This window comes from Haloferax volcanii DS2, assembly GCF_000025685.1.
Taxonomy (GTDB): Archaea; Halobacteriota; Halobacteria; order Halobacteriales; family Haloferacaceae; genus Haloferax; species Haloferax volcanii.
The window spans coordinates 1607210-1620703 of sequence record NC_013967.1 but is presented as its reverse complement, the minus strand read 5'-3'; the positions used below and the strand labels follow the sequence as shown (position 1 = coordinate 1620703).

The window sequence follows — 13494 nt, the reverse complement described above, 5'->3', positions numbered from 1 at the left end:
AGTCTCTCGGATGATGAGTCGTCGACCCCTCGCGTGGACGGCGTCGTGGCTCCCGCTGGCCGTCGGCGCGTTCCTCGTCCTCGTCGGTGTCGGAACGCTCGTGGGAGCCCCGTGGCGCTACGTCGCCAGCGAGTCGGTTGTCGTCGTCACGGCGTTCCAGATACTCGGGTCGCTGTCGGCTATCGCCGTCGGACTCGGAGTCGCGTGGCTCGAAGCGAGCGGGGCGCACGAAAAACGGTGACGGACGTGGCGTTCAGTACCGCGACGGGAGGAACGCCATCCCGGTGAGGAGAACCACCGTGGTGAACGAGACGATAGTGACGCCCCAGAGGCCGTTTTCGGTCTCGTGGAAGCGGTCGATTTCTGACAGCTGCGTCTGGTAGCTGTCGTAGTTCTGCGTCAGGACGAGCGTCTCGCCGTCCGGGAAGTACGCGAGGTACTGCTGGTCCGAAATCGTCACGTTCGCCTCGTTGTCGACGGCGACCGTGTTCTCCTCGGGGGCGAACCACTCGATGGTCACGCCGGAGGTCTCGACGGCGACGACGGTGACAGACTGGTTGTTGTAGTCGAAGGAGTCACCCTCGGCGACGGTGCGCGTCTCGTTGGCCGGGAAGTACTCGTCGACCGAGACGAGCGTCGAGTCGTTGACCACGACGTAGCGCTCGCCGTTACGGGTGACGGTCTCGTTGTCGGCGTTCGAGTCCGCCTGGAGGATTGCAGTCTCGTTGTACAGTTCGACCAGCGTCGCCTCGCTGGGGTCCGAGACGTTGGCGATTTCGACACGGTAGTCCGTGCCGTCGAGCGTGACGGTGCTCTCGTTGTCCCACGCCTCCGTGTACCGGGCCGAATCGTTCACGTACGTGAGTTCACCGGAGCGGACCAGCGTGGTCCCACCACCGTGGCCGCCCGACTCCTCCTCTTCGGTTATCGACGACACTGTGTACGTCTGGTCGCTACCGGGGACGGAGAACTCGTCTCCCTGTGCCAGCGAGTACTCTGGGTTCTCGAAACTGACCGACGGCGTCGATGCAGTCGCGATGAGCGAGTATGCACCGGCACCGATGACCAGGAAGAACACGACGGAGATGACCGCGGCGCGTCGTTGCATGGTTTCGGCATGGGCCACGCGGCGTATAACGATTACTTTTCCTCGGAGCGTGTCACCGCGTCGCGCGACCGTCGGCGGCGACTCTCACCCTCAATACAGTGGGCCGGCGGGCACTCGCGGTCGCGGATTGACGCGACTTTTTGAATCTGTCGGCCGAACGGGCGTGTCACGAGTTACGGACCAGCCGTCCGGCGACGCCGAACCGGGCGGAGGCCGTGACGCGCGAGGAGACTACGCCATAGAGCGGTGGGGGCTCGCCTCCGGTTCGACTTCCTTGACGCGCTCGACGGCGCGTGTTCCGACACCGTGACCTGACCGCCGCGGCCCTCGTCCTCGATGGCTGCGACTACACCACGCCGCTGACGGGCCGACGGTTCGTCTCCCCGTTTCGCGCCGCCCGCGACGCTGGACGTGCTCAAGAGATGTTCGACGACCCGCGAACGAGCGGCGACACGGTGATGAGCAGAAGGGACTCACGAAGATGACTCTCAGAGACGTGTGCAGTCGGAAAAACCGACGGCGGACGCTCGTATCTCACGACGGCAGCCGAGTCCGTACCGACGGCGGTGCTCGAAGGTCGATGTCACCGACAGCGCGCCGGGTCACTCCGCGGAGTCGAGAACGCAACCGAGGCGCTCGCCTAACTCCGGCGCGCTACTACGTGTGTTTCGTCCGTCGAACCAAGGGTTCGAGCGGGGAAAACGCCACTCGACGCCCTTGAGGTCGTACGCGAACTGGGCGACGATAACGCGGTCGACGCCCTCGAAACACGACTCGTGCGATAGCATCGCCACTCACTGATTCGATGCCGGGACGCGTCGCTCCGGGGCGTAACGTCCGAAAGGAAAAGCCAAGGGCCAGCTATTAGGCAGTAATTTATATATTAGAACCACTAACTATGAGTTAATATTGGATGTGAGATATATTTCAGGCCCTGAAACACTGTTTTATGAAATACAACGCTCGTCTACCCCTGCATCTGTGTCCCCGTACTGAAACTCGTAAGGTCGTCGATACGTTCTTCGAGGGCCTCGATCTCCTGTCTGAGTTCGTCGGATTCTGCGTCGCTACTGGCCGCAAGCCGGTCTTTCAATCCCTGGAGTCGTGACTCTTTGACATCCTCGTCTACTTCGGCCTTCCGGACGTATTCGCTCTCGTCAACCTCGTAGACATCCGTTTCCGAGAGTTCCGTTACTTCCAGTGCCTCGTTCACTTTCTTCGAGTCGACGCTCATGACACGCTCGCGGTCGATCCCTGCGCCTTCCAGTGTGGCCAGTACGTCTTCCTCGTCTTTCAACGAGCGGTTACGACGCGACGTTCGCTGAACCGAGCCGTACTGCCCGTGGACTGGCTGATCGTGGTGGAGTCGATCGAGTAACACGTCGGCGATGTCCTGGCGGAGTTCGTCCGCGTTCCGCTGGACATCCGAACAGAGCGTGTAGAGGTTCACCAGTGCTTCCGTCTCCAGTGCTGTGAGATCGGAGACGTCCTGACGTTCCAGCGCATCGATGAGGAGAAGGGCATCCGAATACACGTCGATCTCGTCAGGTTCGACACGGTCGCTCTCGGCAGGTGCTGATTCGCCACTCAGGAGTTGGGTACCAGTCTCTGCTTCCGTTTCGGCGATACTACCCTGCTCTTCGTCCACCTCGAATCGCGGATGCAGGCTCAGCACTGCCGGATAGGGATCGGCATCGGGTGGGAGCCGGTCGAGTTCGAACGCACCGTTCGAGTCCTGGATCCGGCGGTGAAGGGTCTCGAACTGATCGCGCTGGAGCGGGCGACGCTCTCCCGTGTCGTCGAACGTGACGACAACGCGGTGTTCCTGTACGTCCGTGACGCGGAACGTATCGTGCGAGAGCGGTGTGACGAGTTCAGCATCGTCGGGCAACTCGTCGAGCTCCTCGAGCAGCGTGTGCCAGCTGACGCTAAACGGCATAGAAACGGGTACGACTGCTTGATTGAAAAGGTTCAGGACCGTCGGCGTTCAGTTCTCGAAGAGGTCACTGAATGGACGCAGGTCGCTAGTATCGACGACGAGCGGATCGTCAGCACAGTCGGCCGCCCGGTCGCCAGGAGCATCCGGGACTGTCCCGTCGAACTGCTCGGCAGCTTCCACTACCTCGGGCGCCAAGTCGTCAGTGACGTACGGAATGTCGGCCAGTTCGGTTTCGGTCGCCGAAGCGACTGCATCCAAAGACTCGTATTCCCCGTTCAGATTGTCAATCCCTTGCTGCCCGAGACCGTGGATATCCGAGAGCGCCACCCAGAAGCGGCGTCGATGGTCCATCTCACGTTCGACCCGTGGCATGGCCCGTTCCAGCCAGTCACGAGCGTCTGGAACAGTCTCGACCAGACCTTCGTCGAACGCTGCTCTGACTCCGAACGCATCCTGCTCGGCTACGTACTTGATCGATAGCTGGCGCTCGCTGTCAATCGGCCGGTCGATACCGGGATCGTAGCCGGCGAGATACGTGAAGATGACTGTGTTCGAGGTTGGTGCCGAGTCAGGCTTCGATCCCGTGAGTGCCTCGAACAGCGCGCTCTCAAGCGGGTCGTCCGATCGGAACGACCCCGACAGCGGTTCGAGAAGGCCACGAACCCAGCCCGGGGGAAGTTCCAGAGCGATAAACGGGTCAAGTTCGTCCGCGTGCGAAATCGGAGCAACCATTGCGCTCACGAGATTGTTGTCCGAGCACCTAGATAAGAACCTCGTTCGCCGATGGCGACAAGTCGAGGGCCATATCCCTATATGCGGGCACGCAGTATCCACGGAGTAGTGAACGAGTTCGTCGAGTGGGTACAGAACCGCGAGTACTACCGCGATCAGATCCAGTTCCAGCGGGAGATTCCCGCTCGTAGGCCCATCACTCGATCCTGTGAGATGGAGCGCCGGCTCGCAGACCTCCTTGCTAACCGGGGCATCGACGGACTCTACGCACACCAGACCGACGCCATCGAAGCGGTTCGCAACGGGCAGAACGTCGTCCTCGCGACGCCGACAGCAAGCGGAAAGAGCCTCGCGTACACGATTCCCGCCATCGAGCGCGCTCACAAGTACGACGGACGGACGCTGTATATCGGTCCGCAGGTCGCGCTGATCAACGACCAGGAGACGACGCTGTCTGATTTCGCTGCACCGTTCGACGATCTCTCCGTGACTCAGTACACAGGCTCGCTCTCTTCGGACGAGCGCCAGCAGGCACGTGACGAAGACCCGTCCATCGTCTTGACGACGCCGGATATGCTCCACTGTGGACTGCTCAGTCACGCGGGCGACCTCTGGCGAGCGTTCTTCGAGTCGTTGGAACTCGTCGTCGTCGACGAAGTCCACGAGTACCGCGGTGTCTTCGGCAGTCACGTCGGTCTCGTCTGCCGCCGGCTGGCGCGGATCTGTGACCGTCTCGGTGCCGACCCGCAGTTCGTGTGCTGTTCCGCGACGATCGGCAATCCCCGGGAGCACGCAGCGACGATCGCCGGCCAACCGACCGACTCGTTCGAACTCGTCGACGAGGACACCAGTGAAACGGGTCCGACACACTGGCTGTTCTGGCAACCACCGGAATACGACGAGGGCGATGCACCGGCCGGTGGTGGACAGCGCCGCTCCAACCACGGGGAAACCATGCGACTGTTCGTCGACCTCGTGATGCAGGGGTATCAGACAGTGGCGTTCACGCGCGCGAGGCAGACGGCAGAGCGGTACGCCACCATCAGCAGCGATACACTCGCAGAGCGCGGGAGGGCCGACATCGCCCAGAGCGTAACTGCGTACCACGCAGGACTGCGCGATGACCGGCGGGCGACAATCGAGACTGCACTGCACTCCGGGGACTGTGCCGGCGTCTGGAGCACGAGCGCGCTGGAACTCGGCGTCGACATCGGCAGCCTCGACGCCGTCCTGTTAGACGGGTACCCTGGAACACAGATGGCAACGTTCCAGCGCGCGGGCCGCGCTGGCCGTGGGACCGACCCGAGCCTCGTCGCGCTCGTCGCCAGCGAGGATCAACTCGACCAGTACGTTATCAAGCATCCTAACGAACTGTTCGAGCAGACGCCCGAGCGTGCCGTCGCCAATCCCTCGAATTCGCATCTCCTGAAACTGCATACACACGCCGCGGCCATGGAAGGACCGCTCCGAACCGCCGACGAGGCGTATTTCGGTTCTACTTTCCCCGACATCGTCAGTACCCTCACAAACGACGGCGAATTGACCCGGCGACAGACAGATCAAGGACTCGAATGGCGACGCACCGCCAGCGGACGAACGGTGAATCCGTACGAACAGGGGCTCCGAACCATCACAGAACGCATGGTCACCCTCCGGGTTCGAGGGGGAGCGACTGACGAACTCGGGAAGTTGCCGCTCAACGCGGCACTGCGGGACGTACATCCAGGTGCGATCTACCACCATCAGGGGCAGAACTACGAAGTCCAGTCACTCGACCTAGACCGCGACGTGGCGTGGCTCGCCGAAACGGACAGCGACCACCAGACGCGCGTGCAGTACGAGGAGTCGATGACTATCGAGGAGGACAGCGCTACCAAGCCACTGGCGACCCGCGACGACGTGACCGTTCACTTCGCGGACGTGACGCGACGGAAGCAGGTCACCGGCTTCCAGCGACGCGACCACCGAACTGGTGAGATCATGACCGAGGAGGCACTCAAGCTGCCCGAAACGACGCTCTCGACCCGTGCACTGTACGTGACGCTCCCACCGGGACTGGAAAGCCTGATGCAGACGATGTCCGGGTCGTTCGAGGGTGGCCTCCACGCCGTCCAGCACGCCCTCGTCGCCACATTCCCGCTGGTCATCCTTTGTGACCGGCGTGACGTTGGAAGCGTCTCGACGGCCGAACACCCACAGACCGAGACGAGCGCGCTATTCATGTACGACAGTTACCGCGGTGGTGTCGGACTCGCCCGCAACGGATACGACCACATCGAGGGACTCTTCCAGCACACGTGGGAACTGCTCGCCGATTGTGGCTGTTCCGACGGCTGTCCGGCGTGTATTCAATCACCGCACTGTGGCCGAGCGAACGAACCGCTCGACAAACGCCTCGCGGCGACGCTCACGATGGCGCTGGCCGATCCGAGCCGGCAGGCCGCCGATTCGACACCGTAATCGAATTTTACGTCTGCGTCGAAAGACGAGTCATGAACATCGATAGGGAAAGGGTCAAGAACAGAAGCACCGATGCGGTGTTCGAACGCGGAGTCAACTACCGTGACGAGGGACGCATTCAGCAACTCGACCGATTTGGCGAACTCGTTACGGCCACCATCAGCGGTTCGAAGTTGTACGACGTGACTGTCGAGTTCGGCGGGCGCAGTATCGATGCGCGGTGTACCTGTCCGTACGACGGTGGCGGCGACTGCAAGCACGTCGTCGCAGTACTGCTGGACATCGCCGCCAGCCCGCCACAGGACGAGAGCGAGCGTGTCGAGGCAGTCATCGACGACGTGTCGGCCGAGGACCTGCGTGGGTTCGCCCGTGACGCCCTCGCCGAACATCCGGAGTTGCGCGAGCAGTTTCTCGCACGCTTTGGCGACGACCACAGATCGGTCGAGGAGTACCGCGAGGAAATCGCGCAGTTGTTCGAGCAACACGCCGACCCGGTCGTGTTCGAGGCCATCGACTTCTCCCGGTTTTTGGAGATCGCCGAGCAGTACCGTGACCGCGAGCGGTATCTGGCCGCTGCGACCGTCTACCGAGCGGTGTTCGAGGAGATCGACGAGAAATACAACTGGATCGACGGTGCCTACGACCACTACGCGAAGGCGATCCAGACCGCACTCGACGGCTACGCCGACTGCGTCCTCGCGACCAATCCGACTCCCGAAGAGTTCGACACGTACGCTGGCGTGCTTGAGGCGCGGGCAACGGCAGAGCCGCGGATCAACGACGAGCAGTTCCGGCGCGCACTCGACGATCTGGAGGAGCGATACGAGTGAGGAAGTCAGCGAATCGATTCATCAGCGGATATCTATTGTCTACGCGAAAAATCTACAACACTGACCCTCGTTAGACGAGGCATGACGACCTACGTGTTCCGCGTCTGGCTCCAGCCGCATCCACCGCTGGGGTTCGAACCCGACGAGGAGGTCTGGCACGACCTCGAGATCGACGGGTCACACACGCTCGCTACGTTCCACGAGGCGATCTTCCAGGCGTTCGATCGCTGGGAGAGCCACGCCTACGAGTTCATCACACGCGATGACAACGGCATCGCGCTCCGGAGCTACGTCCATCCGATGCTCTACGATGGCGGTCCGAGCTGGCGCACAATGGACGACGAAGAGATCGATCGCTTCATCGAGCAGGCCGTGCCGGACGACGCGTCCGAGGAAGCCAAAGAACGGTTCCGCGAACTCCAGTCGAACCCACCGATGGAAGGCAACGCCGCTGAGACGACGATCGACGAACTCGATCCGGAAGATCTGGGCGCGCTCTCCTACACGTTCGACATGGGCGACAGCTGGGAACACTACATCGAACTGCAAGACACGCGAACGGGATCGATGGATGGTGATCCCGTCGTCGTCGACGAGCAAGGCACAGCACCGTCTCAATACCCTGATCTCGACGAGTAATATCTGCGCGTTCGAGACAGCCAGAACAGCCCCGAACGTAGATGTGTCTCCCCCTCGTCCAGACGAATACGAACGATGCCACACGAGTGCGATGCCTGCGGTGAGAGTTTCACTACGTTGAGTCGCCTGCGTCTACACGACTGTCCTGCTGAAGAGCCAGCGGAGTCGAACCCGCTGTCGTCGTTCGACAGTTTCCTCGATTCGATCTCGGACGCTCTCGACGCCGACATGGAGCGGCGGAATCAAGAGCGCGAGAAACGAGGGCTGGAAGCCGCGAGTGGAACGTTGAAAACCAATCTCGAAGCGGCTGCGAAAGGGGACGCTGACGCCGCATTCCAGATGCTCGCTCACTACGAACGAGAACTTCAGGAATACCACCAAACCGAGAACGACGACACGTATCGCGGGATATTCTGGGCGTTTTACGAACCGGCAGCAGAGGCGCTCGACGAAATCGCTACGCGTGAAGGATGGCCGTTTCTCACAGATCTTATCGACGCATATTCGCGTGAGAGCGACGACGAACCCTTCGTGAGCCCGGTCATCGAGAACGCAGTCGGACGCCACGTCGTCCGGACGCGACGGCGCGACGGCGTCGGGGCAGTCCCCGCCGAGGCGCTGGCGTATCTCGGTTCGTTCTGGGATTCAAATAAAGACACGAGTTGGGAAGAATCGTTCACGTACGGATGGGGAATCGGCTATCCCGAGCACTCGGTCGAAGAGCAACTCCAGGATGCTGTTACCGAGGAACTATTCTGGGTTCGGGGCGTGCTCCCGCATGCGTTCTACGCCGATCAGCACGCTGCAGCCGACTTGATGGATGCGTTGCTGAGTGACGAGCGGATCGACTACGAGGATCGATACCTGCTGGCGTCGATCCTGTCCGAGGTCGACCGCGATTCCGCTCCGAAGGTCCCTCGTTACTGGGACATGCGCGATGAATTGAACGACCGGTTCGAGTTCGACGAGACAGTCAGATCGCAGTTGCGGAACACGATCGAATCCGAGGGGTTCCACCGACAACTGGGAGAGGAATGGACGTTTGCCGATATGGATCTGTAATCCCACTGTACGTCCGGCGCCACAAGATACTGGTACCGCCCAGATGATACACTCTCGTAGTGACCGACACCGACCAGTACAAGACCTATCGGGAAGTCGGGACGCAATTGAACAGCGACATCCTCGAGGCGTACTCTGACCGGGAACTGATCGTAGAAACCGCGTCCGAGCTGGACATCGAATTCGACGGGCTGAACCTGGCCTACGAGTTCGAATCCCAGATGGCGGCCCACTTCGAGTTCGCGCTGTACGAATACCACCGGGACGGGACCACTGCGGCGGAGCGATACCTCGAAGCGGAGCGCTGGGAGAGCGAAACCGAACGGGACATTCTCGAAGCCACCGTCGACGCCGACCCCTCGCTGTTCGAGGTCGAGTCCATCAGCGACTCAGACCCCCGTCTGACGGTAACCGATCTGCTCGACGGCCGCGAAGAACACACGCTGCTGGATATCAACCTCAGCCGAACCGCGGAGCCGGGGACAGTGCTGTTTTTCAGACCCGTTCGGTACGACGAGTTTACTACAACCTCGGGCGTCTCGTTTCCGTTCCCCGGCGAGGAGAAAACCCACCTTCTCGAAGAACACGAGCATCGAGTAGAGCCAGACGAACCGAAAGCGGCCTCCCGACAGCGGTTCGTCGCGTTCCACGACCTGTATCGCGACCATGGCATCTACATCCAGTACCGGTGAGCAACGATGAGCGAGCCAACCGACCGATTCGTGATCGAGATCGGAACCGGAACCGTCGCGCACATCATCGATACGGACGCCGACCAATCGGAGACGGACTCTCGCTTCTCGCTCGGCATTGGAGGTCCCGGGGAGATGATGTGTAGTCGAGGGAACCGCCACCCGCGTCCGCAGCACGTCTCGTTGTCGGAGTTTGCCGCCCACCACGACATCAACAAGGCGGGCTTCGAAGGCGATGCACCTGACGAGATCTGCTCGTATTGCTGGTCGAACACGCGTGAAGCAGTGGGGAAAGAGCAGGATGCTGACGACCTGTCCGAGCAGATCGGGACTGTCGGGTATCGGCTCCGGTGGAAGCAGAAAGGGCGTGCGCGGGAGGAGTGGTACGATATCGTCGTGAGACCGGAGACGACGATGGCGGAACTGGACAGACTCGTGTGCCGGTTCTCGACGCTCGACGATTTCCACCTCCGGATGTACGGCCTCGAAGACGAGTATCTGGATTCCAGTCTCAACGTGCTTCCTGACCGCCAGTACGAGGAAGCAGGCGACCGGACGTACACGAAAGCGGGCGAGATGACGATTGCGGATGTCGCCGAGCGGGCCAGACTTCGAGAGGGTGACAGACTCAGTCTCGTCTACGACTTCGGGACGCCCTCGCATTACTACTGCATCGTCAAGGATGTCTACGAACCAGACGAAATCGACGAGGTGCTCGACGGCGACGTGATCACGTCGACCGACACGGCCGCAATCGTCAAGCAGAAACGACCATGACACGGGAGACAGACGAAGAGCGGGACAAACGCATTCGGAGGGAGATACTCACCGACGCGTACACCGCCGACGAGCAAGCGATCAGCTGGTGCTATCACCTCGAACGCGAGATGACGTTCCCGTTTCAGGCGCGGTGTATCGAGGAGCGAACGATCTCGCCGCTGCGTGAGGGCGAAGAAGTGCCTGTCGTCGGAATGACGGACGAAGTCGTCAGCAGTCGTGAGATGTTCGTCCTCGTGGAGTGGAAGGACAGGGAATTCGGTGTCCCGTTGTCACAACTCGAAGTGCTCGACGTAGATCAGGATACCCGGGAGGCAGTCGATGACTGGCACTACTGGAACGGCGACGGCGGCCGCTTGGGCTGAGTGCCGATCAGTCGGGGTCTGTTTCGACCGGAGAGGCGTACTCCTCGGCCAGTTCGACCACGTCGTAGACGTGCATCCCGGTTTTGAACCACAGTACGCGATCCGCAACGTCCCCGAAGTCCTCGTCGGAACAGTCCAGTCGTTCCGAGACCGCCAACACGAAGTTGTGGGTCTCGACCTGCCGTATCTTCGCCAGTTTCGACGCCAGGTACTCCGGCGTCCAGAACCCGACGATCTCCATGATTGCCCGCCGTCCGTCGGGATGTTCGATGGCGAAATCGGGGATCATCACTTCGGAGCCGAGATCGAACACATCGTCTTCGCGCTGGAGGTCCCACTCTGTGGTCGACCGCTCCCACTTTCGGGCGAGCGTTCGCTCGACGTCGCTGTCGAACCGCTGGCCGGTGCTGTAGTGGGAGACGAGCCCATCAGTGTAGTCGAGTGTGAACTGTTTGGTGTCGCCGGCCGACCCCTCGTCGAGAATCTCCGCGCGCATCTCCCAGCGGTCACACAGCGGGAGCGCGGGCAGGAAGTTCGCCATCCGGATGCCGTACTTTTGTGATTGCCGAAACAGCGAGACTGGCCCGTCGAGTTCCGCCTCGTAGCCCGCTGCCACGTCCGTGCTTGCGACGCGGTTGCCGTCCTCGTCGATGGGGTAGATCCGGTGCATCAATCCGAACAGCTTCATGTAACTGAACACCGTTCCGAAGTGCTCCCACACCCGAAAGTGCATCTTCGAGGCGTCGTAGAGCACGGCCTGTGCCAGCGCGAGGTTGTAGCGAGCCAGCAGCCAGTCGACCGTCTGGTCGCGCTGATCGTACGCCTGCTTGCTATTTCCCGTCAGTTTCGTCGTTGTCGTCGTGGACTCCTGTCCGTCGCTGTCATCGCGCACCGACTGGTCGCCGAACCGGACGAGCCGTTTGTTGTCCTCCAGATCAGCGTACATACCCCGGTAACACTCCTCGAGTGAGATGCCCAACTCGTCGGCGACCGCGCTGTAGACTTCCAGTTTCTGCGTGTCTTCGCCGAGTGTGGGCTGGCGAACGATCGGGTAGCGATCGTTGGCTCGCTCGAACAGTCGCTTGCGGATCTCGCGTGGGTCAACGGCCGCCTGTTGCTCGAACTCGCACTCGTCTCTGAGGAGTTTCGCCAGCCCCTGGACGATCTTGTAGTCGGTATCGGCCACGGTCAGTTCGTCGATGGCGTCGTCCAGTTCTCCCTTCGGTTCACCGAGATGGTCCTCGAACAGCGCTATCAGCGTGGCCGCCGTCTCTCGGTACTGCTCGTCGGAGATGTCGATGAACAGAGGACGGACTGCGCCGTCGCGTGTTCGCGACCGTGCGAGATCAGCTGTCAGCACTGCTACTCACCCCCTCGCGTCGTCGCTGCGAGACGTACGTCTCCATCGTGTCGGTCGTGATGATCTCGTAGAGCCGTGCTGGCTGGCGGTCGTCTGTCGGACGGAGGATCCGGCCGAGTCGTTGGGCGTACTGTCGTTTCGATGCGCTCCCGGAGAGGATGATGCCGACGTTGGCCGCTGGCACGTCGATGCCCTCGTCGAGGACCTGCGAGGTGGCGAGCATGGAGTACTCACCGCTGCGGAACCGGTCGAGAATCTCGGTGCGTTCGTCGGTGTCGGTCTGGTGCGTGATACACGGGAGAATGAACTCCCGGGAGATGTCGTAGGCGAAGTCGTTGTTGGCGGTGAAGACGATGACGCGATCGTCGTGGTGACGTTTGAGCAGATTGTCGAGCGTATCGAGTTTCTTCGACGCCGTCCGGGCGATGCGCTCGGCCCGTTGCTTTGCGACGAGCGCACGTCGCCCCTGTGGATCGTAGGACGTCCGCTTGAGAAACTCCGCGTAGCCCTGTTCTTTCCAGAGGTCGAAGTCGTGACTATCGACGTAGTCCCGGTAGATCTGGTACTCCTCGTCGTATTCAGTCCGTTCCGCTGGTGTGAGATCGACGGACATCTGGATGGTCTCGTACTCACTGAGGAAATCTCCGGCGAGGGCGTCGACATCTTCCTCGTAGACAACCGGTCCCATACGGTCTTCGAGTAGCGTCTCTCGCCCGTCAGCGCGTTCGTAGGTCGCTGTCAATCCGAGGCGGTAAGGCGCGAGCGTCATCTCGGGAATTTGGAGGTACGTCTCGGCCGCCAAATGGTGGGTTTCGTCGGTGATGAGCAGGCCGAACCGATCGCCGTACTCGTCGATATAGCGGTAGGCGCTGTCGTAGGTAGTGACTGTGGGCGCGCCGATATCGTGACACCCGCCACCGAGGACGCCGACCTCGTCGGTGAGTTGCTCACCGAACGCGTGAGTGAGCGTGGCGTGCCACTGGTTCATCAGATCGATCGTCGGGGTGACGACGAGTGCGCTGACACCGGCGTCGGCGATAGCCTGCAATCCGAGGAACGTCTTCCCGCTGCCGGTCGGAAGGACTACTGTGCCCTGTCGGTCGTGCGCACCCCACGAGCCGAGTGCAGTCTGCTGATAGTCACGCGGTTCGATCTGGAGTGCGGGTGTCAGAGCGAGGTCCGGGTACGCTCTGGCAGCGTCTTCGACAGCGTGACTGAATCCGCTGTCGAGGGTGGCCTGGCCACCGCCATCGCTCCACTGTCCGGCCCACTTGAGGAGTGCCCGGTATCGATAGGCCTGTGCCCGGTGAGTATCGACGCGGTCGTCCCACTCTGCGTGTGGAACTGTCTCGGGCGCATCGTGGAGCAAGAGCGTCCCCTCGTCGAACTCGATCCGCATTCGGTACGTGAACGCACGACCGTCGGACGATTCAATCTGTCGGGCGCTGGCCGAGAGACATAACGACCAAGCACCCAGTGACGGCACAGCGTCACGTTTTCAGTCGGTACCACAGTAGGCACACACACAAA

Annotated in this window: 14 protein-coding genes; 8 read left to right on the top strand and 6 right to left on the bottom strand. The window is 61.4% G+C overall.

Annotated elements, in window-relative coordinates:
- Positions 1-10 precede the first annotated feature (10 nt).
- Positions 11-241 carry a hypothetical protein gene (locus tag HVO_RS13120; protein ID WP_004041633.1) on the top strand — a complete coding sequence of 77 codons (231 nt, stop codon included), beginning with the start codon at positions 11-13 and terminating at the stop codon, positions 239-241.
- Positions 242-253: 12 nt separating this feature from the next.
- Here the strand turns inward: HVO_RS13120 and HVO_RS13115 are convergent, their stop codons facing one another.
- From HVO_RS13115 to HVO_RS13100, 4 genes are all read right to left on the bottom strand, one after another.
- Complete coding sequence (locus HVO_RS13115; RefSeq protein WP_004041632.1) at positions 254-1108, bottom strand: hypothetical protein; 855 nt, start codon at positions 1106-1108, stop codon at positions 254-256.
- A 602-nt stretch (positions 1109-1710) separates the two neighbouring features.
- Complete coding sequence (locus HVO_RS13110; RefSeq protein ID WP_004041631.1) at positions 1711-1896, bottom strand: hypothetical protein; 186 nt, start codon at positions 1894-1896, stop codon at positions 1711-1713.
- A gap of 179 nt (positions 1897-2075) precedes the next feature.
- On the bottom strand, positions 2076-3047 hold the full coding sequence (locus HVO_RS13105) for a DUF2800 domain-containing protein (protein ID WP_004041630.1): 972 nt from the start codon (positions 3045-3047) through the stop codon (positions 2076-2078).
- 48 nt (positions 3048-3095) lie between these two features.
- A complete protein-coding gene (locus tag HVO_RS13100; RefSeq protein WP_004041629.1) occupies positions 3096-3779 on the bottom strand; it encodes a helix-hairpin-helix domain-containing protein in 684 nt (227 codons plus the stop codon).
- 108 nt (positions 3780-3887) lie between these two features.
- On the opposite strand from HVO_RS13100, the gene HVO_RS13095 reads away from it, so the two are divergent.
- The 7 genes from HVO_RS13095 to HVO_RS13065 all read left to right on the top strand — a co-directional run bounded on the left by HVO_RS13095 (position 3888) and on the right by HVO_RS13065 (position 10604).
- Positions 3888-6239, top strand: coding sequence for a DEAD/DEAH box helicase (locus HVO_RS13095; protein ID WP_013035512.1), 2352 nt, complete (start codon positions 3888-3890; stop codon positions 6237-6239).
- 32 nt (positions 6240-6271) lie between these two features.
- Positions 6272-7069 (top strand): SWIM zinc finger family protein, encoded by a 798-nt coding sequence (locus HVO_RS13090; RefSeq protein ID WP_013035436.1) that lies wholly within the window; start codon positions 6272-6274, stop codon positions 7067-7069.
- 81 nt (positions 7070-7150) lie between these two features.
- Positions 7151-7708, top strand: a complete 558-nt coding sequence (locus HVO_RS13085) for an IS1096 element passenger TnpR family protein (protein WP_004041626.1) — start codon at positions 7151-7153, stop codon at positions 7706-7708.
- 75 nt (positions 7709-7783) lie between these two features.
- Complete coding sequence (locus tag HVO_RS13080) at positions 7784-8770, top strand: hypothetical protein (protein WP_004041625.1); 987 nt, start codon at positions 7784-7786, stop codon at positions 8768-8770.
- A 59-nt stretch (positions 8771-8829) separates the two neighbouring features.
- Entirely contained in the window at positions 8830-9462 is a 633-nt protein-coding gene (locus HVO_RS13075; RefSeq protein WP_004041624.1) for a hypothetical protein, read from the top strand.
- 6 nt (positions 9463-9468) lie between these two features.
- The gene (locus tag HVO_RS13070; RefSeq protein ID WP_004041623.1) at positions 9469-10239 is read left to right on the top strand and encodes a hypothetical protein; all 771 of its coding nucleotides are present in this window, start codon (positions 9469-9471) and stop codon (positions 10237-10239) included.
- A complete protein-coding gene (locus HVO_RS13065; RefSeq protein ID WP_004041622.1) occupies positions 10236-10604 on the top strand; it encodes a calcium-binding protein in 369 nt (122 codons plus the stop codon). The genes HVO_RS13070 and HVO_RS13065 overlap by 4 nt, the downstream gene beginning before the upstream one ends.
- A 7-nt stretch (positions 10605-10611) precedes the next feature.
- On the opposite strand, the gene HVO_RS13060 is transcribed toward HVO_RS13065, so the two are convergent.
- Both HVO_RS13060 and HVO_RS13055 read right to left on the bottom strand, forming a co-directional pair.
- On the bottom strand, positions 10612-11964 hold the full coding sequence (locus HVO_RS13060; RefSeq protein ID WP_004041621.1) for a DUF790 family protein: 1353 nt from the start codon (positions 11962-11964) through the stop codon (positions 10612-10614).
- Positions 11951-13363 carry a DEAD/DEAH box helicase gene (locus tag HVO_RS13055; RefSeq protein ID WP_013035313.1) on the bottom strand — a complete coding sequence of 471 codons (1413 nt, stop codon included), beginning with the start codon at positions 13361-13363 and terminating at the stop codon, positions 11951-11953. The genes HVO_RS13060 and HVO_RS13055 overlap by 14 nt, the downstream gene beginning before the upstream one ends.
- Positions 13364-13494 lie beyond the last annotated feature (131 nt).